This is a genomic window from Shimia sp. R9_3 (assembly GCF_017743755.1).
Taxonomy (GTDB): Bacteria; Pseudomonadota; Alphaproteobacteria; order Rhodobacterales; family Rhodobacteraceae; genus Shimia.
Window position 1 is genome coordinate 216111 of record NZ_JAGHRP010000006.1, and the last position, 23490, is coordinate 239600.

28 protein-coding genes are annotated in these 23490 nt (G+C 62.0%); 16 read left to right on the forward strand and 12 right to left on the reverse strand.

All coding sequences use genetic code 11. The annotated features are described in order from the left end of the window. Positions 1-100 precede the first annotated feature (100 nt). The 3 genes from rsgA to J7412_RS16340 all read left to right on the forward strand — a co-directional run bounded on the left by rsgA (position 101) and on the right by J7412_RS16340 (position 2932). Entirely contained in the window at positions 101-1189 is a 1089-nt protein-coding gene (gene rsgA / locus J7412_RS16330; RefSeq protein WP_209079593.1) for a ribosome small subunit-dependent GTPase A, read from the forward strand. A gap of 139 nt (positions 1190-1328) precedes the next feature. Further along, a complete protein-coding gene (locus J7412_RS16335) occupies positions 1329-1895 on the forward strand; it encodes a hypothetical protein (protein ID WP_209079594.1) in 567 nt (188 codons plus the stop codon). 185 nt (positions 1896-2080) lie between these two features. Beyond that, complete coding sequence (locus J7412_RS16340) at positions 2081-2932, forward strand: DMT family transporter (RefSeq protein WP_209079595.1); 852 nt, start codon at positions 2081-2083, stop codon at positions 2930-2932. A 25-nt stretch (positions 2933-2957) separates the two neighbouring features. Here the strand turns inward: J7412_RS16340 and J7412_RS16345 are convergent, their stop codons facing one another. Further along, entirely contained in the window at positions 2958-3413 is a 456-nt protein-coding gene (locus tag J7412_RS16345) for an NUDIX hydrolase (protein WP_209079596.1), read from the reverse strand. 111 nt (positions 3414-3524) lie between these two features. Between J7412_RS16345 and J7412_RS16350 the strand changes: the two genes are divergently transcribed. Together J7412_RS16350 and J7412_RS16355 are read left to right on the forward strand one after the other, a co-directional pair. After that, positions 3525-4310, forward strand: a complete 786-nt coding sequence (locus J7412_RS16350; RefSeq protein WP_247743979.1) for an alpha/beta fold hydrolase — start codon at positions 3525-3527, stop codon at positions 4308-4310. Next, a complete protein-coding gene (locus tag J7412_RS16355; protein WP_209079597.1) occupies positions 4303-5472 on the forward strand; it encodes an alpha-D-ribose 1-methylphosphonate 5-triphosphate diphosphatase in 1170 nt (389 codons plus the stop codon). The genes J7412_RS16350 and J7412_RS16355 overlap by 8 nt, the downstream gene beginning before the upstream one ends. 114 nt (positions 5473-5586) lie before the next feature. Here the strand turns inward: J7412_RS16355 and J7412_RS16360 are convergent, their stop codons facing one another. From J7412_RS16360 to lgt, 6 genes are all read right to left on the reverse strand, one after another. Next, on the reverse strand, positions 5587-6666 hold the full coding sequence (locus tag J7412_RS16360) for a 5-(carboxyamino)imidazole ribonucleotide synthase (RefSeq protein ID WP_209079598.1): 1080 nt from the start codon (positions 6664-6666) through the stop codon (positions 5587-5589). Then, positions 6659-7150 carry a 5-(carboxyamino)imidazole ribonucleotide mutase gene (purE, locus tag J7412_RS16365; RefSeq protein WP_209079599.1) on the reverse strand — a complete coding sequence of 164 codons (492 nt, stop codon included), beginning with the start codon at positions 7148-7150 and terminating at the stop codon, positions 6659-6661. Before purE ends, J7412_RS16360 begins: the two co-directional genes overlap by 8 nt. 247 nt (positions 7151-7397) lie before the next feature. After that, complete coding sequence (locus J7412_RS16370; RefSeq protein WP_209064415.1) at positions 7398-7538, reverse strand: hypothetical protein; 141 nt, start codon at positions 7536-7538, stop codon at positions 7398-7400. 178 nt (positions 7539-7716) lie between these two features. Then, positions 7717-8475 carry a peptidoglycan editing factor PgeF gene (pgeF, locus tag J7412_RS16375; RefSeq protein WP_209079600.1) on the reverse strand — a complete coding sequence of 253 codons (759 nt, stop codon included), beginning with the start codon at positions 8473-8475 and terminating at the stop codon, positions 7717-7719. Further along, positions 8472-9530 carry an SAM-dependent methyltransferase gene (locus J7412_RS16380; RefSeq protein ID WP_209079601.1) on the reverse strand — a complete coding sequence of 353 codons (1059 nt, stop codon included), beginning with the start codon at positions 9528-9530 and terminating at the stop codon, positions 8472-8474. Before J7412_RS16380 ends, pgeF begins: the two co-directional genes overlap by 4 nt. After that, on the reverse strand, positions 9527-10423 hold the full coding sequence (gene lgt / locus J7412_RS16385) for a prolipoprotein diacylglyceryl transferase (protein ID WP_209079602.1): 897 nt from the start codon (positions 10421-10423) through the stop codon (positions 9527-9529). The genes J7412_RS16380 and lgt overlap by 4 nt, the downstream gene beginning before the upstream one ends. Before the next feature lie 111 nt (positions 10424-10534). On the opposite strand from lgt, the gene J7412_RS16390 reads away from it, so the two are divergent. After that, the gene (locus J7412_RS16390) at positions 10535-10774 is read left to right on the forward strand and encodes an accessory factor UbiK family protein (RefSeq protein ID WP_058239539.1); all 240 of its coding nucleotides are present in this window, start codon (positions 10535-10537) and stop codon (positions 10772-10774) included. A gap of 65 nt (positions 10775-10839) precedes the next feature. On the opposite strand, the gene J7412_RS16395 is transcribed toward J7412_RS16390, so the two are convergent. Beyond that, positions 10840-11664 (reverse strand): PhzF family phenazine biosynthesis protein, encoded by an 825-nt coding sequence (locus J7412_RS16395; RefSeq protein WP_209079603.1) that lies wholly within the window; start codon positions 11662-11664, stop codon positions 10840-10842. 262 nt (positions 11665-11926) lie between these two features. On the opposite strand from J7412_RS16395, the gene J7412_RS16400 reads away from it, so the two are divergent. Genes J7412_RS16400 through J7412_RS16415 form a run of 4 tightly spaced genes read left to right on the forward strand, consistent with a single transcriptional unit; the run spans position 11927 to position 14555 of the window. Beyond that, the gene (locus J7412_RS16400; RefSeq protein WP_209064425.1) at positions 11927-12427 is read left to right on the forward strand and encodes a YbjN domain-containing protein; all 501 of its coding nucleotides are present in this window, start codon (positions 11927-11929) and stop codon (positions 12425-12427) included. 31 nt (positions 12428-12458) lie between these two features. Continuing rightward, on the forward strand, positions 12459-13274 hold the full coding sequence (gene proC / locus J7412_RS16405; RefSeq protein WP_209079604.1) for a pyrroline-5-carboxylate reductase: 816 nt from the start codon (positions 12459-12461) through the stop codon (positions 13272-13274). Beyond that, positions 13267-13605: a tRNA-binding protein gene (locus J7412_RS16410; RefSeq protein WP_209079605.1), complete on the forward strand. Its 339-nt coding sequence runs from the start codon at positions 13267-13269 to the stop codon at positions 13603-13605. The genes proC and J7412_RS16410 overlap by 8 nt, the downstream gene beginning before the upstream one ends. Continuing rightward, positions 13602-14555, forward strand: a complete 954-nt coding sequence (locus J7412_RS16415) for a D-glycerate dehydrogenase (protein WP_209079606.1) — start codon at positions 13602-13604, stop codon at positions 14553-14555. Before J7412_RS16410 ends, J7412_RS16415 begins: the two co-directional genes overlap by 4 nt. A gap of 41 nt (positions 14556-14596) precedes the next feature. On the opposite strand, the gene J7412_RS16420 is transcribed toward J7412_RS16415, so the two are convergent. Then, positions 14597-15202 carry a thymidine kinase gene (locus J7412_RS16420; RefSeq protein ID WP_209079607.1) on the reverse strand — a complete coding sequence of 202 codons (606 nt, stop codon included), beginning with the start codon at positions 15200-15202 and terminating at the stop codon, positions 14597-14599. A gap of 413 nt (positions 15203-15615) precedes the next feature. Between J7412_RS16420 and J7412_RS16425 the strand changes: the two genes are divergently transcribed. Further along, positions 15616-16071, forward strand: coding sequence for a hypothetical protein (locus J7412_RS16425; protein WP_209079608.1), 456 nt, complete (start codon positions 15616-15618; stop codon positions 16069-16071). A gap of 3 nt (positions 16072-16074) precedes the next feature. Then, positions 16075-16950 carry a LuxR C-terminal-related transcriptional regulator gene (locus tag J7412_RS16430; RefSeq protein WP_209064437.1) on the forward strand — a complete coding sequence of 292 codons (876 nt, stop codon included), beginning with the start codon at positions 16075-16077 and terminating at the stop codon, positions 16948-16950. 404 nt (positions 16951-17354) lie between these two features. Here J7412_RS16430 and J7412_RS16435 read toward each other — a convergent pair whose 3' ends face one another. Then, entirely contained in the window at positions 17355-18476 is a 1122-nt protein-coding gene (locus J7412_RS16435) for a beta-ketoacyl-ACP synthase III (protein WP_209064439.1), read from the reverse strand. Positions 18477-18610: 134 nt separating this feature from the next. Then, a complete protein-coding gene (gene truA, locus J7412_RS16440; protein WP_209079609.1) occupies positions 18611-19378 on the reverse strand; it encodes a tRNA pseudouridine(38-40) synthase TruA in 768 nt (255 codons plus the stop codon). A gap of 107 nt (positions 19379-19485) precedes the next feature. Here truA and J7412_RS16445 point away from each other — a divergent pair, with 107 nt between their 5' ends. Genes J7412_RS16445 through J7412_RS16455 form a run of 3 tightly spaced genes read left to right on the forward strand, consistent with a single transcriptional unit; the run spans position 19486 to position 22342 of the window. Beyond that, positions 19486-20898, forward strand: a complete 1413-nt coding sequence (locus J7412_RS16445; protein ID WP_209079610.1) for a YcjX family protein — start codon at positions 19486-19488, stop codon at positions 20896-20898. Continuing rightward, on the forward strand, positions 20895-21350 hold the full coding sequence (locus J7412_RS16450; RefSeq protein WP_209079611.1) for a GNAT family N-acetyltransferase: 456 nt from the start codon (positions 20895-20897) through the stop codon (positions 21348-21350). Before J7412_RS16445 ends, J7412_RS16450 begins: the two co-directional genes overlap by 4 nt. Beyond that, entirely contained in the window at positions 21347-22342 is a 996-nt protein-coding gene (locus J7412_RS16455; protein WP_209079612.1) for a TIGR01620 family protein, read from the forward strand. The genes J7412_RS16450 and J7412_RS16455 overlap by 4 nt, the downstream gene beginning before the upstream one ends. Before the next feature lie 112 nt (positions 22343-22454). Here the strand turns inward: J7412_RS16455 and J7412_RS16460 are convergent, their stop codons facing one another. Continuing rightward, positions 22455-22862 carry a group III truncated hemoglobin gene (locus J7412_RS16460; RefSeq protein ID WP_209064449.1) on the reverse strand — a complete coding sequence of 136 codons (408 nt, stop codon included), beginning with the start codon at positions 22860-22862 and terminating at the stop codon, positions 22455-22457. A gap of 306 nt (positions 22863-23168) precedes the next feature. Between J7412_RS16460 and J7412_RS16465 the strand changes: the two genes are divergently transcribed. Further along, on the forward strand, positions 23169-23366 hold the full coding sequence (locus J7412_RS16465; protein ID WP_209079613.1) for a hypothetical protein: 198 nt from the start codon (positions 23169-23171) through the stop codon (positions 23364-23366). Positions 23367-23490: the final 124 nt, after the last annotated feature.

Below are 23490 nucleotides of genomic sequence, written 5' to 3' on the forward strand. Positions count from 1 at the left end.
AGCGCTTTGGCGCGGGGCTGAGCGTTTGTGCCCCCACTATTTTCTGTTACCTTTCGGCCAGATGCGCAGCGTGTGGCTGATCCATGAGAGTTCATGACCAATGACACGGGACTATTCCCAATTTTTGCCCAGCAGTGGCACCCCTTCTGACACCCCCAAGCGCGCGCCGCTGGATATTCTGGGATGGCAGCCTTTCTTCGCCCAGCAGACTGATCTTGATGCTCTGGAGGCCTCTCCGCCGGTGCGGGTGGTGGAAGTGCATCGCAACGGATTGCGTGTGCGCGGCGACGGCATTGAGGCGCTGATCCCGCCGGGGCCTGAGGCCACGGTTGGCGACTGGCTTTTGTATAATGCGGAGCTGCCGAGCCACAGCGAGGTTTTGGAGCGCAAGAGCCTGTTTAAGCGCCGCGCCGCAGGGCACGACCGCAGCATTCAGATGATTGCCGCTAATGTGGACACCGCCTTTGTGGTGACTAGCTGCAACAATGATTTCAATGTGGCGCGGCTGGAGCGGTTTCTGGCGCTGGCCTTTGAGGCGGATGTGACGCCGGTGATCGTGCTGACCAAGGCCGATCTGTGTGAAGACACCGCGCCCTTTGTGGACGAGGCGCAGCGGATTTCGGATCGGGTGCCGGTGGTGTTGCTGAATGCCAAAAGCGAAGAACCTGCCGCAAAGCTCGCCGATTGGTGCGCGCCGGGGCAGACGGTGGCGTTTCTTGGCACCTCCGGTGTGGGGAAATCCACGCTGGTCAATGCGCTCTTTGGCAGTGAGCAGGCCGAGACCGGGGCGATCCGCGAAGATGACAGCCGCGGGCGGCACACCACCACGGCGCGGCAGCTGCATTTCACCGAGGCCGGGCTGGCCATTCTGGACACGCCGGGGATGCGCGAGTTGCAGCTTGCGGAGGCGGGTGATGGCCTGGCGGATCTGTTTGCCGATGTGGTCGAGCTGGCCACACAGTGCAAATTCCGCGATTGCGCCCATGAAAGCGAGCCGGGATGCGCCGTGCGTGCGGCGATCGCGGCGGGGACGCTGGATGCGGATCGGCTGGAGCGGTGGCGCAAGCTTGAGGCAGAGGAGCGGCACAACACCGCCTCGCTGGCGGAGCGACGGGCCTATGACAAAAGCTTCGGCAAGATGATCAAAACCGTCACCAAAGCCCATAAAGGGCGAAAGGGGCGCAAGTAGCCGGAATTTTCTCCCCAAAACAGAGGCGTTCGGAGTGATCCGGGCGCCTTTTGTCTGCGTATCTTTCTCAAACCGGCCAGAAAAACTCTGAATATTGGGCGGGGGGTGGACCCAAAGCGCGCAAGGGAGGGCGACAACCATGCATTTCAGAATGCCGATCCGGGAACGCTCTCTGATGTTGTGCCTCACGTTCGCGCTTGCGCTGGGTTGGGGGGCAACCGCCAAGGCGGAGACTTCTGCCACCGCCGCGCCGGAGGTGGAGAGCCTGCTTGGGCAGCCTCAGACGCTGGGTTCGGGACAGTTCCGTTATCTGGGCCTGAAAGTCTATGATGCACAGATGTTTGCGCCGCAGGGGCAGGGGTTTGACCGGGACGGGAAATACGCGCTGAAGATCGAATATCAGCGCAAGATCCGGCGCAAGATTTTGCTGCGGGCGTCACTGGAAGAGCTGACACGGATTGAAGGCGAGCAGGCGGATCATGCGGATATCCTGTCCAAGCTGACCAGCTGTTACCGCGACATCCAGCCGGGCGACCGGATTGTGGCGGCCCCCAGAGGTGCGGATGCGTTGCGGTTTTGGGTGAATGGCACCCAGACCTGCACCCTGCAGCATGACAATATTCGGGATCGCTATATGGCGATGTGGATTGGAGATAAGGCGCGCAATCAGAACTTTGCGCGCGACGTGATGGCTGAGCAAAGGTAGCGGGGCTGACAGCTCCCCCCAGCGTGGCGGTGCCGCGTTCCGCTCGATGCGGTATCGCGAAATGTCTCGTTGCCTTGCATTAAGCCCGGCCCCTCTGTTGCTGCTTTGGTCCGGCGGCGACACCCGGGGCTGCGCGTGGTCGGGATGGCTTGCTCGTCCCGGCCACGCGTGTCACTCAGGGCGGTATGAGACTCTTGCTTCTGACCGCTATCACGATGACCGCCTTTGCCGCGAACTCTGTTCTGAACCGCGCCGCTGTGGGCGGGCTTGGCATGGATGCCATGAGCTTTGGCGTGATCCGGCTTGTCTCCGGCGCGCTGGCGCTGGCGGCGCTGATTGCCTGGCAGAAGCGTGGCTTTGCCATTGGCGGGGTCGGGCGTGGCGTCGCGGTGGCGGGTCTTCTGGCGTATATTTTTGGTTTCTCATTGGCCTATCGCGGCTTGGATGCGGGGCTTGGCGCGCTGATCCTGTTTGGCGTGGTGCAAATCACCATGTTTGGCGGCGCCGTTGTGGCGCGTGAAGACATGCCGATGACCCGATGGCTTGGTGCCGGATTGGCGCTGGCGGGGCTGGTCTGGCTGCTTGCGCCGGGTTCAGGTGGCGCCGTTTCGGTGGCCCATGCGGCGGCGATGGCGGCGGCGGGCCTTGGCTGGGGCATCTATTCGCTGCAGGGACGCAGAGAATCAGACGCGACGCAGGCCACGGCGATGAACTTCATTCTGGCCGCACCGGTGGCGGTTTTGCTGAGTTGGGCGCTGGCTGGCGAAATTGTGATCGGCGGTGCTGCGGCGCTGAGCGGGCAGGGCGTGGCGCTGGCGGTGGTTTCTGGCGTGATCACCTCGGGGCTGGGATATGCGCTGTGGTATGCGATCCTGCCGGGGCTGGGCGCAAGCCGCGCGGCGGTGGCGCAGCTGACCGTGCCGGTGATCGCCATGGCGGGCGGCATGGCGTTTCTGGCAGAGCCGCTGACCCTGCGGTTTGTCGGCGCGGCGGTGCTGGTGATTGGCGGCGTGCTGGTGTCGATGCGCAAGGCTTAAGCCGCGGCACAGCACTGCAGCGTGATTAGGGCTTCACGATGGGTTCCAGCGGATCATAAGTGAGCCCGGAGCCCCAAGCGACATCGGGCAGGCTGTCAGGCTTAAACCGCACCCCGCTAAGCTCTTCACGGGAGAAAAACCGCCGCTCGGTGACGATGTTCTCCGGATCTTTCCAGTCGTGGCTCAGGCTGCCCTCGGTGATGGTGCAGCGGAAATAGATGTCGACCTGATGAAAGCTGCCGCTTGGGTCGTGAAATTCATTGATCAGGCAGGGATCATGTACGGCGACGGTGAGGCCGCATTCCTCCCAGACTTCACGGGCGAGATTTTCCTTCAGCGAGCTGTGCCGCTCCACCCCGCCGCCGGGCACACACCAGAGATCGCTTTGACCCTCGGGATAGGCATTCACCAGCAGCAGCTTGCCCTCTTGCAGGATAATGGCGCGGGCAGCGAGACGGGGAGAGGGCGAAGGCGGCGACATGCATAAAGTTCCGTAAGGTTTTTGCTTTTGTAGAGCGGGCGGAGCGCCTATCTCAAGGCCATGAGATATTTGATCCGAAAATGCGCCGTTCTGGCCGCGCTCCTGCCGTTGATGGCCGCGCCTGTGCTGGGCACTGTGCCAACTGAGACCGAAGACCCGCGGGCAGAGGAATGTGTGGTGATGCTGCATGGGTTGGCCCGCACCAAGAATTCCTTTGTGGTGATGCAGCTTGCGCTTGAGCGACACGGCTATGAGGTGGTGCGGCAGGGCTATCCCTCCACCAAGGAAGATATCGCGCATCTGGCCTACGGCACCCTGCCTGAGGCGGTGGCGAAATGCGGCGACCGGAAGGTGCATTTTGTGACCCATTCCATGGGGGGCATTCTGCTGCGCCAGTGGTTTGTGAACAACCGGCCTGAAAATCTCGGCCGGGTGGTAATGTTGGGGCCGCCCAACAAAGGCAGTGAAGTGGTGGACGAGCTGCGCGATCTGGCGCCGTTTGAGTGGCTGAATGGTCCGGCGGGGCAGGAGCTGGGCACGGACGGCTTGCCAAGCGATCTGCCGCCGGTGGATTTTGAGCTGGGTGTGATTGCGGGGGACCGCTCGCTGAACCCGTATTTCTCAAGCCTGATCGAGGGACCGGATGACGGCAAGGTTTCGGTGGCCAGTACCAAGGTGGCGGGCATGAAGGATCATATCGTTCTGCCGGTGACCCATACGTTTATGATGAACAATCCGGTGGTGATCGCGCAGGTGGAGGCCTTCCTTGCAGAAGGCGCTTTTGATCCGGAGCTGGGCTTTGAGGGGGCGGAGGCCACTGTGCGGGCCTTGCAGCGGATTGTGGAAGATGACTGCGTGGCCTCTGCCTGTGATGAAGAGGCGCGCCACGATGAGTGATCCGGCGCTGGATCTGGCGCTGGATTTGACGGGCGCGGAGGTGCTTTTGCCGGACGGTTTGGCGCAGGTCACGCTTGGTGTGCGCGACGGGATGCTGGCCGCTCCGGCGCCGAGGCATAGGCCGGGACGCGCGATTGATCTGAGCGGGTTTCGGATATTGCCGGGCATTGTCGATCTGCATGGCGACGGTTTTGAGCGCCATCTTGCACCGCGTCGCGGCGCAATGAAGAACCTTGGCGACGGGCTGATGTCGGTGGATGCGGAGCTGGCGGCCAATGGCATCACCACGGCTGTGCTGGCCCAGTTCTGGAGCTGGGAAGGCGGCATGCGCAGCCCCGATTTTGCGCAGCGGTTTCTGACTGCGCTCGATGCAGCGGAAGGGCTGTTGACCGACATGCGGGTGCAACTGCGTTTTGAGAGCCATTTGCTGTCTGACTATACGGATTTTGAGGCGGCGGTGGATGCGCACGGCGTGCCTTATGTGGTGTTTAATGACCACCTGCCCCATGCCGCCTTGGAGAAGGGCAAAAAGCCACCGCGGCTGACCGGGCAGGCCTTGAAGAGCGGGCGCAGCCCGGAAGCGCATCTGGCCTTGCTGAAAGAACTGCACGGCGCGCGGGACGCGGTGCCAGAAGCGGTGGCCGGACTGGCGGCGCGTTTGGCTGCCAAAGGCGTGCGGCTCGGCAGCCATGATGATGACACGGCGGAGACACGGGCCTTTTGGCGGGCGCGTGGGCTGACGATCAGCGAGTTTCCGGAAACCCGCGAGGCGGCAGAGGCTGCGCAGGCAGCGGGGGATCCGGTGGTGATGGGCGCGCCCAATGTGGTGCGCGGCGGCAGTCATTCCGGCAATGTGACCGCATCAGAGCTGGTGGCCGAAGGGCTGGTGGATGCGCTGGCCTCTGACTACCACTATCCGGCCCCCAAACAGGCGGTGCTGCGCATGGTTGAGGAAGGCGTCTGTGATCTTGCGACCGGCTGGGCGCTGATTTCGGCGCGGCCGGCAGAGGTGTTAGGGCTGAGTGATCGCGGCACGCTGGAGGCGGGCAAACGCGCTGATCTGATTGTGATGGCGCCGGATGGGCGCATCGGCGCGACGCTTGTGGGCGGGCGTGTGAGCCATATGGCCGGAGATGTGGCGGCGCGGTTTATGGCGGCTTAAGGGGAAAAGAGGGGGCTTCGCCCCAGCCTCATCTTTGATGTGGCTACCCCAGGATATTTGACGAATGAGAAGGCGGGGCCCCGCGACAGGGCCCTTTGAGTTCGCCTTGACGTGTTATTTGGCGGCGTCGGCTTTGACGCGGTTGACGTGGCCCATTTTGCGGCCTGCTTTGACCTCGGACTTTCCGTAGAGATGCACGGCGGTGTCGCGCTCTTTGAGCAGGGCGGGGAGCTGGTCCATGTCGTCGCCGATCAGGTTTTCCATCACCACATCGCTGTGACGCTGGCCGTCGCCCAGAGGCAGGCCGACCACGGCGCGGATGTGTTGCTCAAACTGATCGACCGCGCAGCCGTTTTGGGTCCAGTGGCCGGAGTTGTGCACGCGCGGGGCGATTTCATTGACGATGAGCCCCTCAGAAGTGACGAAGAGCTCCACACCCATGACGCCCACATACTCCAGCGCGTTCAGGATGTTGGCGGCGAGCAGCACCGCGTCCATGCGTTGCGCGGCGGTGAGGCGGGCAGGCACGGTGGTGGTGCGCAGGATACCCTCCGCATGCACGTTTTCGCCCGGATCAAAACAGGCGACCTGACCGTCGATGCCGCGTGCGGCAATCACGGAGACCTCATGGGAGAAATCGACAAAACCTTCCAGAAGCGCGGGGGCGCCGGCCATATCGGCGAGGGCGGCCTCCGCATCGGCAGCGGTTTTCAGGCGGGCCTGACCTTTGCCGTCATAGCCAAAGCGGCGGGTTTTCAGGATCGCTGGTGCGCCGATCTCGGCCACGGCTGCGGCCATTGTTTCGGCGTCGGTGACATCGGCGAAGGGGGCGGTTTTCAGGCCCAGTTCGCGCAGGAAAGTTTTTTCCGTCAGGCGGTCCTGGCTGACGCGCAGCGCTTCGCGGCCCGGGCGGATAGGCACATGGGCCTCAAGGATGTCGAGCGCGGAAGTGGGGATGTTTTCAAACTCATAGGTGATGACATCCACAGCTTCGGCAAAGGCGCGCAGGGCCTCGGCATCGTCGTAGCTTTTCTGGAAGTGATAGTTTGCCACGTGGCTGGCAGGGCAATCACCACCGGGCTCGTAGATGCAGGTTTTGTAGCCCAGACGGGAAGCCGCCACGGAGAGCATGCGGCCCAGCTGGCCACCGCCGAGGATGCCGATGGTGGAACCGAGGGGGAGGGGATCAGTCATCTTGGGGTTCATCCGGGATAGAGGCCGAGAGGGCGTCGCGCCACGCATCAAGGCGGGTGGCAAGGTCAGCATCCTGCAGCGCCAGAATGCCTGCGGCCATGAGGCCTGCGTTGGCGGCACCTGCCGCACCAATGGCCATCGTGGCCACGGGGAAACCTTTGGGCATCTGCACGATGGAGTAGAGGCTGTCCACACCTGACAGCGCGCGGGTTTGGACCGGAACACCCACCACAGGCACGCGGGTTTTGGAGGCCATCATGCCGGGCAGATGGGCTGCGCCGCCTGCGCCTGCGATGATCACCTGAAGGCCGCGCTCGACGGCTTCTTTGCCGTAAGACCAGAGGCGATCCGGGGTGCGGTGGGCGGAGACGATCTTCTTCTCGTAGGTGATGCCCAGCTCTTCCAGAATGGTGGCTGCTTCTTTCATGGTCGGCCAATCGGATTGGCTGCCCATAATGATGCCGACTTGAGGTGTGTCCGTCATATGCGCCTCTGACATGAGAATTTGGCGAGCGTTATAGACGGTTTAAGGATTTAAGCAACGGAGCCGATGGGCTTTGCGAAAATGCGCTGATGAGTGCTTATGAAGCGATGTCTGATTTGCGCATATGCGGGTCTGGCATATGCAGAAGCGCAAAGCAGCCCGTAATTCTGGCAAGATGCTTTGCGCTTTTTCTGGAGGGTCGTGCGTTGGGGTAAGCGGGCAGCGCCGGGAGTGGGCGACTCGCGCGTTACGCCACTTTTTTGAGCTGCACGCCTTTGCGCTTTGCAATGAAGGCGGCGCGACGCTGGCCACGGGCCCAAGGCATCTGAGGGGCGTCTGCTTTGGATGCGGCAACAACGGATTTGATAAAGCGGCTCTGGGTTTTCATGTCTGCTCTCCTTGGTCTTTCTGGCCTCTGTCGGGCCTATTGTTTCCAACTTGAGATCAGTCTCGTGTCGAATTGAGGCAGAGATGGGGCAGGATTGGTCAGATTTTAGGAAAATGCGGTGACAATTTGGCGGTATTGGTGAAGGCCTTTAAAACAAAGGCCTTTCACAGGGCCGTGTTTAGAGGCGGATGCAGGAAATTAAGCGGCCGTAGTCTGCTTCTTTGGCGTGGGTGGTGCGGCGGTAGGAGTAAAATCTGTCTGCATCGGCATAGGTGCAGTGGCGGATCCACTCGGCCTCGCCGACACCCGCGCGGCGCAGGCGGTGCAGCCCGTAGGCGGGCAGGTCAAACAGCATGCGGTCGCCTTCGCCATTGGCAAAGAAGCGGCTGTTCTCGGGGTCTTCGGCGAGAAAGTTGTCCAGAAACTCGGGGCCAACCTCATAGGCGCTTTGGCTGATGCAGGGGCCGATCACGGCGCGGATGTTGGCGCGGGAGGCGCCGAGGGCCTCCATGGCCTCCGTGGTGGTTTCGAGAATGCCGTCCAATGCGCCGCACCAGCCTGCGTGGGCAGCCCCGATCACACCGGCCTCAGGATCTGAGAACAGGACCGGTTGGCAATCTGCGGTGAGGATGGAGAGCGCGAGGCCCGGTTGGTTGGTGACAATCGCATCGGTGCGTGGGCGCTCGCCGGTGATGGGGCCGGTGGCGGTGTGGACATCGGCGGAATGCACCTGATGCACGGAGGCGAGGTGGGCGATGTCGACCTCCATCGCATCGGCTACACGTTGGCGGTTGATCGCAACAATCTCGGATTGGTCAGAGCTGCCCATGCCGCAGTTGAGGCCTTCGAAGATGCCGGAGGAGGCCCCGCCGCGGCGGGTGAAGAAGCCATGATGCACGGGGGCAAGCAGGTCCGAGGTGAGAATCTCAAGTGTCATGTGGTGCATCCTGCTGGGGGTGTGCCGCCTTCGGGGAAGAGCGCGAGGACTTTGAACAGGTTTCCCATTTCCTCGGGGTGCGTCAAGCGGCGATGTGCGGCGATGTGGCTGGCAAGCGCCGCGCCGCTGAGGTTTGCGGCCAGGGCCTGTGCGCGGGCGGTGATGCCGAGGCGCTCCAGAAACACGCCTTGCGGGGTGAGGCGGCTGTGGGCGCAGGGGGCGGCCTGTGCCAGGGCCTCAAAATCCACATGGGCGGTCAGGTCACTGCTGCCCGGCGCGGCGAGCGGGTCGATGAAGGCGTGATCCTGCAGCGCTTGCAATGTGTCGCCCTGCGCGCGCCAGTCGCCATAGTCAATCAGCAGGGCCGCGCCGCCCGCGTCGCGGATGCGGGTGCCGATCTGATCGGCGATGGCGCTGGCCTGCGGACAGGTTTCAACGATGTTGTCTTGCACCGTGTCGGCAAGGCGGTGCGTGAGGTGCAGCTGCGGCAGTTCTGGCCCCAAGGCAAAGGCAAGCGCGCCGTCGCGCATGGCGATCAGGCGCTCGTGCCAGCCTTCCGAACCGCGTTGGTATTGGCGGATCGGGAGGGCGTCAAAAAACTCGTTGGCGATGAGATAGAGCGGCTGATCCGGCAGGGTGTCGAGGCTGTCGTGCCATGTGACTTGATCGCCGAGGGTGTCGCGCTGTTTGGCGCGTAAGGTTGGGGAGGCCTCAACAAGGTGGATCTGGGCGGCGGCGTGAAAGCCCGGCACTGCGCGGGTGGCGCGCAGGATGTCATCCATGAGGGTGCCGCGGCCGGGGCCAAGTTCAGCCAATGTGAAGGGGGCGCGCGCGCCCTGATCGAGCCAGGCCTGCGCCAGCGAGAGGCCAATGAGTTCGCCAAACATCTGACTGATCTCCGGCGCGGTGGTGAAGTCACCGGCGGCGCCCAGAGGGTCGCGTGTGGTGTAATAGCCCAACGTGGGATGCAGCAGCGCCTCGCCCATATAGTCCGCCACGGTCATGGGGCCGTGGGCCTCAATCCGGGCGAGGAGGTGCTGGGTCAATGTGCTCATGTGGCGGGCGCGGGTTCAGGGCGGGCGCGTAGGATGAGGTAGAGGCCGAGGGCGATCATGGGTAGCGAGAGCAGCTGCCCCATGGTGAAGCCATAGCCGTTCATCTGCAGTGCGAGGCCAAGCGGGTTGCCCGGCGAAATGAACTGCGCATCGGGTTGGCGGACAAACTCCACGAGGAAACGCGCGGTGCCGTAGCCTGCGAGGAAAGTGCCGATCAGGGTGCCGGGACGTTTGAGCGCGCCGCGACGATAGGCGAGCCACAGCATGAGGCTGCCAAGGATCACGCCTTCCATGAGAGCTTCATAGAGCTGGGAGGGGTGGCGCGCGCAATAGGCCACCAGCTGGCCGCAATCCTGCGCGGCCTGACCGGGGAAGATCACGCCCCATGGCAGATCGGTGGGGCGGCCCCAGAGCTCGGCGTTGATGAAGTTGGCGATCCGGCCCAGAAACAGGCCGACCGGCACGCCAAGCGCCATGGCATCCCCGACCTGCATCGGGCGCAGGTCATATTTGCGGCAATACAAAAAGCCCGCGATGATCACGCCCAGCATGCCGCCGTGAAAGGCCATGCCGCCATCCCAGATGCGGATGATGTCGCCCGGATTGGCGAGATAAAACGCCGGTTTGTAAAACAGCACATAGCCAAGGCGGCCGCCAAGGATCACGCCGAGAATGACCCAGCTGAGCAGATCTTCGACCTGACGCGCTTCAATCGGGGCGGTGTCGTTTGGCCAGAGCGACGCGCGATTGACGGTGGCGACCACAATGCGCCAGCCGATCAGGATGCCGACGATATAGGCCAGCGCATACCAGCGCAGGGCAAATTCCATGCCAAAGGCGGAAATCGAGAAGATCTCGGGCGAGATATTGGGGAAGGGAATTTGTCCGCTCATGTGCCTCTCCGTTTGCGGCCCAAATGGCCGGGTGCGCGCGACAAAGTCAACCTTGTGTCTGCGGGCGTTGACGCCCATATAAGGGGTCAGGATCACAATGCGGAGAGAGCGATGCAAACCCGGAACAAATTCATGGACGACATGTCTCAGTTGATGACCAACGCCATGGGTGTCGCTCAGGGCGCCAAGGATGAGGCGGAGAACGCGATGAAATCGCTGATGGACCGCTGGCTGGCGGATCGCGATTTTGTCACCCGCGAGGAATTTGATGCGGTGCGCGCCATGGCGCAGAAGGCCCGTGAAGAAAATGAAGCCCTGAAAGCGCGGATCGAGGCGCTGGAAGGCAAGTAAGGCTCAGGCTTTTGCCGAGCTGAAGACTGTGGGGCTGGCCGATGGGTCGGCCCTTTTTCTTTTGGCTACAGCGCGATTGTGCCTGTGATGCAGCTCTGCACGGCGCCGCCGACCCAGATCTCGCCGCCATCACTTTGCACATGCACGCGGCCTTTGCGCCCCAAGGCGGTGCCTTGTGCGGCCACGTAGCTGGGTGCGGCATGGCCTGCACCGATGAGCCATTGGGCGATGCCAGCGTTCAGGCTGCCAGTCACCGGGTCTTCCAGCCCGCGGGCGGTGAAGCCGCGCACTTCAAAGTCGGTTTCCGTTGCCGGGGCAACGACGCCGATGCGCAGGCCGTTCAGCGTGGCGTAGTCCGGCGAGATGGCCATGGCCGTGGCGTGATCGCGCAGCAGAAGCGCCGCCCAGCCGGGGCCATTGTCGACCCATGCGCCCTCTACGATGTCTGCCTCTGAGAGGCCGAGGCCTTTGATGGCGCGGGCGCGGGTGGCTGCATCCAGCGCGCCGCTGCGGGTGAGGGGCGGGGCCATGAAGAAGAGCTTCTCGCCGTCGCGGCGGATGCGGATCAGGCCTGCGCCGCAGTCCTGCAGGATGTCGGCGCCTTTGGGTGCGCCGCCTTGGTTGAGCCAGACCTGCGCGCTTCCGAGAGTCGGGTGGCCGGCAAAAGGCAGCTCTTGCGCCGGGGTGAAAATCCGCACGCGGTAGTCGGCCGCAGGATCGCGGGGCGGCAGCAGGAAGCTTGTTTCACTCAGGTTGGTCCAGTTGGCGAGTTGCCCCATTTGGGTTTCGCTGAGAGGCTCTGCGTCGCCGACAACGGCCAGCGGGTTGCCAAAACTCGGGCTGTCGGTGAAGACATCAACCTGCGCAAAGGGGAATTCCTGCTGTCCCATCACTATCCTCTTGGAATCTGGCGAAAATCCGGGCATTGGGAACAGCCCTTCCTTGGGTCTCTCACCGGGCGGTGGAGACTTGTGCATACTTCACTTTAATCCACAACTTATTGCGTTATCCACAGATATTTTGCTTTACACATCGTAAAGGGCACCTCACCATATGTTGTAAGGGCGGTGGAGTTTTCCACAGGTCCTAGAGCAGGCACCAAGCGTTAGGGGAGCTGCCAATCCCCACGCGATAGCAAAACGAGGTGGCGCCATGGCATTATCAGAGCAGTTTCTGGAAGAAGACCTGCACCCTATTGATATCGTTGAGCATATCGCAGAGGTGCGGGACTGGAATTTTGAGCGGATCGCAGATGATCAGATCGCCATGGCGGTCGAAGGACAGTGGAAGACATATTCCATCACGCTGGCCTGGTCTGCCTATGACGAGACCCTGCGGTTGGTCTGTTCCTATGAGGCGCAGCCGCCGGAAGAGAAGCTGCCGCAGCTCTATGAGACGCTGAATGCGGTGAATGATGAGTGCTGGTCTGGCGCCTTCACCTATTGGGAGCGCCAGCAGCTGATGATTTATCGCTATGGTCTGGTGCTGGCGGGCGGACAGGTGGCGAGCCCCGATCAGATCGACACGATGATCCGCAATGCGGTGCAGAACGCAGAGCGGTTTTACCCGGCGTTTCAGCTTGTGGTCTGGGGTGAGCGAACTGTGAAAGATGCAATGCAAGTTGCCATTGCAGAGGCCTACGGGCGGGCGTAACACTTGCCCCCAACAGGATAAGGGGGCTTTCATGGACATGACTTTGGTGGCCGAGCGCGGGCTTGTGCTTTTGGGCTGCGGCAAGATGGGCTCTGCGATGTTGCAGGGCTGGCTGGCGGATGGGCTGCCTGCGGGCTCGGTCTGGGTGCAGGACCCCTTTCCCAGCGATTGGGCGCAGCAAAGCGGTGTCCATGTGAATGCAGAGCTGCCAGCAGCGCCCGCGGTGGTGCTGATCGCGGTGAAACCACAGATGATGGCGGATGCGCTGCCGGTCTTGGCGGCCATGGGCAATGGCGAGACGCTGTTTGTCTCGGTTGCGGCGGGTATCTCCATCGGCACTTACGAAGACATTCTCGGCGAAAACACCCCGATTGTGCGCGCCATGCCCAACACGCCCGCGGCTGTGGGCAAGGGCATCACGGCAATCGTGGCCAATGGGCCTGCGGGAGAGGCCGGTTTGGTGGCTTCTGAGGCGCTGCTCTCTGCAGTTGGTCAGGTGGTGCGCCTTGAGCGTGAAAGCCAGATGGATGCGGTCACCGGGCTGAGCGGCTCTGGCCCGGCCTATGTGTTTCATATGATCGAGACCATGGCGGCGGCAGGAGAGGCGCAGGGATTGTCGCCTGAGCTGTCCATGGCGCTGGCCAAAGCCACGGTGGCCGGTGCAGGCGCGCTGGCGGAGAGTGCTGAGGAAAGCCCCGAACAGCTGCGCATCAATGTCACAAGTCCCAATGGCACCACGCAGGCCGGGCTGGAGGTTCTGATGGACACCGCAGAAGGCCTGCCGCCTCTGATGATCAAAACCGTGGGCGCTGCGGCGGAGCGGAGCCGGGAGCTGGCCAATGGCTGAGATCAGTTTTGACGATTTTCTGAAGGTCGATATTCGCGTGGGCACGGTGGTGCGGGCGGAAGATTATCCGGAGGCGCGCAAACCTGCGATCAAGCTCTGGGTGGATTTTGGCGATGAGCTGGGCGTGCGCAAAAGCTCGGCGCAGATCACCGCGCATTACAATCCCGCAGGGTTGATTGGCAAACAGGTGATGGCGGTGGTGAACTTTCCACCGCGCCAGATCGGCAAATTCATGTCGGAAATTCTGGTGCTGGGGCTGCCCGATGAGGCGGGAGAGATCACGCTGATTGGCCCGGACGGGCCGGTGCCAAACGGGGGGCGGATGCATTGAAATCGCTTTTGATCACACGGCCGCTGCCAGATGAGGTGCTCGCGGCGGCGCGGGCGCAGTTTTCGGTGACGGTGCGGCTCAACAACCTGCCGATGGAGGGGGATGAGCTGCGCGATGCCCTGCGCAACTTTGATCTGGTGCTTCCAACGCTGGGCGATGTCTTTGACCGCAAGGTGTTTGCCGATGTGGCGGCGCCGCGCTGCAAGATGCTGGCGAATTTTGGCGTGGGCTTCAATCATATCGACACCAAGGCCGCCAAGATGGCAGGCATCACCGTGACCAACACGCCGGGTGCTGTGACAGACGCCACCGCCGATGTGGCGATGACCTTGATCCTGATGAGCGCACGGCGCGCAGGTGAGGGCGAACGTCTGGTGCGTGCGGGCCACTGGCGCGGCTGGCATCCGACCCAAATGCTGGGCATGCATCTGACCGGCAAGACCGTCGGCATCGCGGGCATGGGCCGCATTGGTCAGGCGATTGCTGCGCGCTGCCACTTTGGCTTTGGCATGCCGGTGAAATACTGGAACCGCTCTGAAAAAGAGCGGGCCTTTCCGGCGGAGCGCGTGACCTCGATCACCGATCTGGCGGCGCAGGTGGATGTGCTGGTGGCGGCGGTGCCCGGTGGGGCGGACACCCATCATCTGTTTGATGCGGAGGTCTTTGCCGCGATGCAAAGCCACGCCCATTTCATCAATATTTCCCGCGGGGAAGTGGTACATGAGGCCGCTTTGATCGCCGCTTTGGAGGCGGAGGAGATCGGCGGGGCGGGCTTGGATGTCTATGAGTTTGAACCCAAGGTGCCGGAAGCTCTGCGCAAGCGCGACAATGTCACCCTGTTGCCGCATCTGGGCACGGCGGCGCTGGAAGTGCGCACGCAGATGGGGCTGATGGCGGTGGACAACCTGATCGCTTTTGCCCAAGGGAAAACGCCGCCAAATCTCGTTTAAAGCCCTTGCAGGCCTGAAAATCTTAAGCGCGGGCGGCGGATTTATTCCGCCGCTCTGCGTTCCTTGGGCATGTCGCCCATGGCCTCGCGCCAGTGACGGCGGCAGAGAGACACATAGCTTTCATTGCCGCCGATCTGCACCTGAGCGCCTTCGCGCAGGACATTGCCGGTTTCGTCCTGACGCACAACCATGGTGGCTTTCTTGCCGCAATGGCAGATGGTGCGCACTTCGCGCATCTCGTCAGCCAGCGCCAGAAGCGCAGCGGAGCCGGGGAACAGCTGGCCCTGAAAATCGACGCGCAGGCCGTAGCACATGACCGGCACTTTCAGATCATCCACGGTGCGGGCCAGTTGCCAGACCTGCTCCTCGCTCAGGAACTGGGCCTCATCAATGAAGACACAGGCGATTTTTCCCTCGTCGATGCGAGCCTCGATCTTGGCAAAGAGATCAGAGCTTGGATCAAAGGTGTCTGCAGGCTCGGAAATGCCGATGCGGGAGGCGATGCGTCCCGCCCCTGCGCGGTGGTCGAGCTTCGCGGTGAGCAGATAGGTCTGCATCCCGCGCTCACGGTAGTTGTGAGAGGCCTGCAAAAGCACAGTCGATTTGCCGGCGTTCATGGTCGAATATTGGAAATACAGCTTGGCCATGGGCGGGTGATAAGACGCAACGGGCCATGGGTGCAAGACCATGGGAGGGGGCTGCGCAAAAAACTCTGACGGCGATGCGCAGAGGCCGATCGCTGCGTCGGATCGGCGGATGAGACAGGTTTGTTTGGCGGGTGGAGCGCACCCCGGGGTCAGACTGGTTGAACCATTGGGGATGTTGAACCCGGGATGCGCGGCCTGTTGGCCAACGGCGGATCTCCACGCAGATTTCCACCGCCCTCCTATGATCCGGCTGCACCCACCGGACACTGACATTGCCGGAGGAAACGCTTCCGGTCTTTCTCAAATGACAAAAATAGGGTTAATTCGAAAATGGGAAAAGAAATCTGCCTTTCCCCTCACGTGGGGGTGTGAGATGAAATGCGGCAGATCATTCAATGGGTTGGAACGAATATATGAGCGTTGTGGACAGTTATCTGAAGAAGCATTCCGAGGCCTTGGTGAAAGACGTCGGGATTGAGGCTGCCTGCGAGCTGACCGGCAAGTCCAAAGCAACGCTGGGGCGCTACTATTCCGGGCATGAGGAGCACGCGGATCGGTTTATGCCGATTGATGCGGTGGCCGCGCTGGAAGAGGCGGCGTCTTATCCGCATGTGACCGCAGCGCTTGCGGAGCTGCGGGGCAATTCGCTCAACCATGACAGCCGCCGCAACCCGAACAGCAATGGGGGCGTCAACTCCGATGTGATCGCGCTGAGCCAACGGTTTGCTCTGCTGATGGCGGAATACAACCAATCCATCGAGGATGGGGTGATCACTGTCACCGAGGCCAAACGTCTTTTGCGCGAAACCGTCGCGCTGCAGCAGGTTCTGGTGGATATGAAGCTGCATCTGGAAGAGGAATCCGTCTGACCGATGATCGATGCGTCCGGGCGTCGGCCGCTTCTGGCGGCTGAGCGTCACACACCGGAACTGTTGCACGGGTTTCTGGCGGATCTGGAAGCCACGCGGACTTCAGCGGAGGTCTGGGCGCTGATTGTCGAGGTGGGGCAGACCCTGAACCTGCCGTATATTGATTTCATCTGCGCCAACAACTTCTCCAACTGGAAGCGGACGCTGTTTATCCGCACCTCTTATGACAGCACCTGGCTGAACACCCACAACAACGATCCAGAGACCTCCAAGTGGAGCTATTTCCGCACCCATGCGATCAATTGCCTGACGCCGATTGCGGTGGGGCTGGAGTTCGCGGATGAATTTCACCACATCCCGGAGCAGCGCTACAAGGTGCTCAAGGAGGCGGCTGAGCGGGGGTTGCGCGCGGGGTTTTCTATTCCTCTGCGGCTGAATGCGCCGCCGCAGGCCGCGCTGATCACCTTTTGCGGGGACCACTCCAAAAGAGAGATGCGACACATCATTCAGACCCATGGATGGGTCCTAAATACTGTCGCAATGATGGGTCATCAGCGGTATCTTGCTCATTTTGCGGCAGAATTTACCGAACGGAACCAAATTTCGGACAAACAGCGCGAACTTCTGGAAATGATCGGGGCCGGGCTTCAGGACAAGGTGATTGCCGAGAAGCTTGAGATCTCTGTTTCTGCGGTGCGGCAACGGATGAAAAACATCCTCAGCAAAACCGGACTGTCCAATCGAGCGGACCTTGCAGCGCTGGCGATGAGCGCTGGGCTGGTGAAAGATCCGCTGAACCGGATGCACAATGAGGAAGCGGGTATTCTGGTTGAGATGGATGATCCGCCGGGCGGCAAGCATCTTGTGAGATACCGTTAGCATTTGAATTATAATGATTATTTTCGGGTTCTGGTGTTTTTTGGAGCCCAAAGAAAAAGGTGCCCCGGAGAACCGGGGCACCTACACGTCATGAAAAGACATACAGGGAAAATATGTGCACGGGTGTGCATACAAGACTCCGCACGGGACAGCGCAGAGTAGAAGGGGATCAGTAAACTATCACCTCTCGAACCTCTTGTCTCAGGATGCCTGGGGTAGCACCGCGGCGAAACAACAGCTCCCTCCGTAGACCATGCTAGCGCATTACCTTACGTGAGTCTGGTAGGGGAGACTGGGTGGTCACAGTAAAGAGAGCTGTCAATTGTGATAGTTTCTTCGATATAGACTGTTATTTCTGACAGTCAGTGTGCGGCAGTATACCGCACACTTCGAATCACAGTTTGTTAATGACGCTTGACGAGCACGGATCCAACTGAATAGCCCGCGCCGAAGGAGCAAATCACCCCGTAGTCACCGGCTTCCAGATCGTCAGAGTATTTCGAGAAGGCGATGATGGAGCCCGCAGAGGAGGTGTTGGCGTAGTCCTGCAGGATGTTGGGCTGCTCGCCGTCTTCCGGTGTGCGGCCCAGAACCTTCTTGCCGATAAAGTCGTTCATCGACTTGTTGGCCTGATGCAGCCAGAGGCGGCGCAGGTTGTCCGGGGAAACGCCTTCTGCTTCGAGGTGGGACAGCATGTGGGCGGAGACCATTGGCACCACCTCTTTGAACACCTTGCGGCCGTTTTGCATGAACTGCATGTCGCGGCGGTCTACCACGCCATCGGGGCGGGAGCGGCGCAGGAAGCCGTTGTTGTTGCGGATGTTGTTGGAGAACTCGGTGGCGCAGCGGGTCGAGATGATCTCGAAGTAGTCGCCTTTGGCGTCTTCGGCGCGCTCGATCACGGTGGCGGTGGCCACATCGCCAAAGATGAAGTGGCAATCGCGGTCGCGCCATTCCAGGTGGCCTGTGCAGATCTCCGGGTTCACAACGATGGCTTTGCGCACGGAGCCGGAGCGCACCATGTCAGCAGCAGCCTGCAGGCCAAAAGTTGCAGAAGAGCAGGCCACGTTCATGTCAAAGGCAAAGCCGCCCGCGCCAAGCGCGTTCTGGATCTCAATTGCGATGGCCGGATAAGCACGCTCCATGTTGGAGGCCGCACAGATCACCAGATCAATCTCGGAGGCGTCAACCTGCGCCTGCGCGAGCGCTTTGGTGCAGGCATCAAGGGCCATCTCGGTCATCACGCCGGGTTCGTCATCGCTGCGCTGACGCAGCAGCGGGTGCATCACGTCGGGGTTCAGCACGCCCTCTTTGTCCAGCACGTGGCGTTGTTTGATGCCGGAGGCTTTGTAGATGAATTCGCTGGAGGAATGCTGCATGGGCTCCATCTCGCCGGCTTCAATGGCGGCGGCGTTCTGGGCGTTCATCTTGTCGGCGTAGGCATTGAAGCTTTCGACCAGCTCGTCGTTGGTAATGACTTGATCTGGCGTGAAGACACCGGTGCCGGTGATGGCTGGCTTGAACATGTTGGGCCTCAAGAGTTTCCTGTGACGGGCAAATAGCATGGATTCAGGCGAGAAGGTCAAGAGTTTACCCTTGGTAAGCTTTCAATTCTGCCTTGTTTTGCTGATCACAAGCGGGCTGAGGCCGGTTTGCAAGATCAGGGAAAGGGGGCATCCGGATAGGTGACCCCAGCCAAATAGAGACCCTGTGGCGGACACACCGGGCCGCATGCGGCGCGGTCGCGGGCTTCCAGTGCGGCTGTCACATCATCCGGCGTCCACGCGCCTGCGCCGACGCGCTCCAGCGTGCCGACAAAGCTGCGCACCTGATTGTGCAGGAAGGAACGCGCCCGCACGTGGAAATGTATTTCCGGCCCGCCGATGGTCTCCACGCGTTCCACGTGCAGCTCATCCAATGTTTTCTGCGGGCTGGCGGCCTGGCAGATGGAGCTGCGGAAGGTGGTGAAATCATGGTTGCCGAGCAGACGGTCTGCGCCGGCCTGCATGGCGGTGACGTCGAGATCATGTTTGACCTGCCAGACCAGCCCTGCCTCATGCGTGGCGGGGGCGCGGCGCATGAGGATGCGGAAGAGATAGCGCCGTTCGGTGGCGGAAAACCGGGCGTGCCAGTCGTCATCCACGCGTGCTGCATTGACGATGGCCACAGGGTTGGGCTTGAGCTGGAAGTTCAGCGCCTCAGACAGGCGGAAAGGATCCCAGTCTTTTTCCATGTCGCAATGGGCGACCTGCGCCAGACCATGCACGCCCGCATCGGTTCGGCCCGCGGCGGCAATGGTGTGCTCGCGCCGCTCAAGCTTTGCCAAAGCGGCCTCAATAGCCCCCTGAACAGAGGGCTGATCGGCCTGGCGCTGCCAGCCTGCGAAAGGGGCGCCGTGGTATTCGACTTGGAGAGCATATCTGGGCATGGGCGTCCGGTTACCGCACTTGGGGGGAAATTTGAAGCCATTCTCACCACTGGAAATACAGGGGGCCGCCGCATAGGTTGAGGCAAACAGGCAGAGGGCCCAAGCCATTGGTCATAAGCACAATAACAGATGGGATCGCGCGTCAGGTTGAGGCGGTGGCCGACGGGGTCAGCGGTGTGTTTGAGCCGGTGGTGCGGCTGGGGGTGACCGGGCTTGCGCGCTCTGGCAAGACGGTTTTTATAACCTCGCTGGTGGCCAATCTGCTGGATCGCGGGCGCATGCCTCAGCTTGCTGCCGCCGCAGAAGGGCGCATTGAGGCGGCGTTTTTGCAGCCGCAGCCGGATCAACTGGTGCCGCGCTTTGATTATGAGCGGCACCTGGCGATGATGACGGGGGCCGCGCCCCAATGGCCGGAGAGCACCCGCGCGATCAGCGAATTGCGGGTGTCCTTGCGGGTGCGGCCCAATGGCCTTCTGGCAGGGTTGCAGGGCGCGCGGACCGTGCATCTTGACATTGTGGATTACCCGGGCGAATGGCTGCTGGATCTGGGGCTGATGGAGAAGAGCTTTACGCAGTGGAGTGCGGAGGTTTTGGAGCGGATCGCTACGCGCGACGAGGCGGCGGAGTTTCTGGGGCTGATGCGCGCGATGGACGGCGGCGCTGATCTGGATGAACCCAAGGCGCAGGATCTGGCGGCGGCTTTTGCGGAGTATTTGCAAGCGGCCCGCGCGGGCGGCTATTCCGATTGCACCCCGGGGCGGTTTTTGCTGCCCGGCGATCTGGCGGGCTCGCCGGTGCTGACCTTTGCGCCGCTTGTACCGGTGGAAAACGCGGGCAAGAGCAGCCTGTGGCGGGCGTTTGAGAAACGCTTTGAGGCCTATAAGGCGCAGGTGGTGAAGCCGTTTTTCCGCGATCATTTTGCCCGCATTGACCGGCAGGTGGTGCTGGTGGAGGCGCTGGGCGCGATCCACGCGGGGCCGCGGGCGCTGGAGGATCTGCGCGGCGGGTTGGCGGACACGCTCACCGCGTTTCGCCCCGGACGCACGGCCTGGCTCACGCGGCTGCTGGGGCGGCGGCGGGTGGAGAAGATCCTCTTTGCCGCAACCAAGGCGGATCATCTGCATCACAGTCAGCATCCGCATCTGACCTCGATCATGCAGGCGCTGACACGGGAGGCGGCGGATCGCGCGCAATTTGCGGGTGCTGAGACCGAGGCGCTTTCGCTGGCCTCCTTGCGGGCGACGGTGGAGGAAACCGTGAGCCATGACGGCGCGGCGCTTGATTGTGTGCGGGGGCGTCTGCTGGCGGATGGGCGGCAGGCGGCGTTTTATCCGGGGCAATTGCCGGAGGATCCCAATGTGTTGCTGAACGCGGCCAAGGTCGGCGCGGACGGCTGGCTGGATCAGGACTATCAGATCATGCGCTTTGCGCCTGCGGCCAACACCCTGCGCCCCGGCGAAGGCCCGCCTCATATCCGGATCGACCGCGCGGCACAGTTTTTATTGGGAGATGTGTTGTGACCGCGGCCTTGCGCCGTGCCCAAGCATCTGATGGGCCTGTCATGGGCGCGATCCTTCAGGGCTGGATTGAAGACACGCCGTGGATGCCGGTTCTGCACAGTCTGGCGGATACGCAAGCGTTCTGCGCGCATTTGGTTGAGGCAGAGGAGTGCTGGGTGGCTGAGGCGGATGAGCAGGTTCAGGGGTTTTTGGCCAGGAAAAATGGCTGGATCACCGCGCTTTATCTGCGACCCGATGCGCGGGGGCGTGGGCTGGGCACTGGGTTGTTGACACGTGCGCAAGAGGGTGCGGCGGAGCTGCAGCCGAGGTGCTTTCAGGAAAACCTCGCGGCACAGAGGTTTTATGAGGCCGCCGGGTTTCGCGCGGAAGAGCGCACGGATGGCGCGGGCAATGCGGAGCGGTTGCCGGATATCCGGTATGTCTGGCGGCAAGAGCGGAGAGAGATGTCATGAGCAAAGGCCCGGTTTTGATTGATCTGGAAGACAGCCCTGCGCCCAAGGTGGCGGAGGCGGCGCCGGTGCCGGATTTGATGGTGGAGACGCCAAGCGGGCAGGCGATGCAGGTGGCGGCCAAGCTGGGGGCGAGGAAGCCTTCGCGGTTGGCGCGGCTTTTTTGGGCTTTGGTGGCGGCGTTTCTGGGGGCGGCGCTTTCGGTGGCGGCTTGGGATTTTGTGACCGGACTGGTGGTGCGGTTTCCGCTCTTAGGCTGGGCGGTCATGGCAATCGGCGCGGCGGCTTTGGTGGTGGCTTTGCTGATCATCCTGAAAGAGCTGGCCGGGCTGGCGCGGCTGCGTCGGGTGGACGGGCTGAAGGCGCGGGTGGATGCGGCGGTGCGGGCGCATGATCTGACGCAGGCACGGGGCGTTGTGGATGATTTGCTGCGGTTTTACCGCGGTCGGGAGGATCTGGCCTGGGGGCGGGATGGTCTGACCAAACAGCGCGAAGAGGTGCTGGACGCAGATGCGCTGATTGCTTTGGCGGAGGCGGAGCTCATGGCGCCGCTGGATATGGCGGCGCAGCGCGAGGTGGAGGCCGCGGCGCGGCAGGTGGCGGCGGTGACCGCGCTGGTGCCGCTGGCGCTGGCCGATGTGGTGGCGGCGCTGACCGCCAATGTGCGCATGATCCGGCGGATTGCGGAGATCTATGGCGGGCGCTCCGGCACGCTGGGCAGCTGGCGGCTCTTTCGGGCGGTGATGACCCATCTGGTGGCCACGGGGGCCGTGGCCGCGGGCGAAGACCTGATTGGCGCGGTTGCAGGTGGTGGCGCTTTGGCAAAGCTCAGCCGCCGGTTTGGCGAGGGCATCGTGAATGGCGCGCTGACCGCACGCGTGGGCGTTGCGGCGATGGAGGTGTGCCGTCCGTTGCCCTTTGGCGCGGGGCGCAGACCTTCGGTGGCGGGGCTGGTGAAGCGGGCCTTGACCGGGCTGTTCAACAAAGAGAGCTGAGGGGGCAGTGTTTCCTACCCGGCCGCTGCGCTTGTGGCGGCTTTGGGGAGCCTCCGGCGGGGATATTTAGGGCAAGAGGAAGCCGCGGAGTATCCCTGCTTAAGCAGAGGGATCAGCGCAGGATTGGGACGCCGCCGGGGCCTTTGATCTGTTCGACCACACCGGCGCGCAGGGAACGGCCGATTTTATGGGCCAGGGCAGACCAGGCGGCGGCTTGGTCCTCGGTGAGTTCGCGCTTGAGCGTCATCTCAAAAAGCGCAAGCCAGGCGTCAAACATGCCGGGGCGCACATTGCCCGCCTCGCGGTGGACCTTCAGCGGGTTGCCATCATAGCTGCGCTCATAAAGGATCGCATTGGCCCAGAAATCAGCCACCTTGGCCTCATGGGCGGGCCAATCCTCCACATGCACGGCAAAGACCGGCCCGAGACCCGGGTGTTGGCGCACCATTTCATAAAACGCGGCCACCACGCGGGAGATCTCTTCGCGTGTCACGTCAAATTTTGGGGGCAATGTGGCCATGTTTGGTGTCCTTTTGGACGTGCCTACAGAGGCGCTGCCTTTCATACAAGCGCGCAGGGCGCTTTGTGGGTGTGACATATGTGTTTTACTTGGGATTTGGAAGTGAAACACTCGGGTTTGGTTGTTGAGAAAATCTGTCAAGTAACTGAAAATAAACAAAAATACCCTTGAGGTTGCGGATTTTTACGGATACCACTGGAGCACGAATTGATGCGGGACTCGTGGTGAGTCTCGATAGCCAGCAGAACAACCACAGCCAGCCCGTCGCCAGCCAGTTTGGGTTCTGAAAAGCAAAAGGAAAGACCGATGACTGATAAAGCTTGCAACGTATGTGCGTTCTTTGACGGGGCTGCTGCTTCTGAAGCTGCGAAAGCCGATACCGCGGGTCTGTGCCGCTTCAACGCGCCGACCTTCCTCACCGAAGAGGAGATGAAAGGCGCGGCGCAATGGCCGGTTGTGCAAAGCAACGACTGGTGCGGCAGCTTTGAAGGTCAGGCGGCCTAAGTCGTCGACCTTGTGTCTGACGGTTTTCTGATCAGACCAGCGCGCCAGATGAGGCTCATATAGGTCCCCTTAGGTCACGCCACGCAGCCAGCTTTTGCCAGCCACGCAGCCAGACCAAACCGGA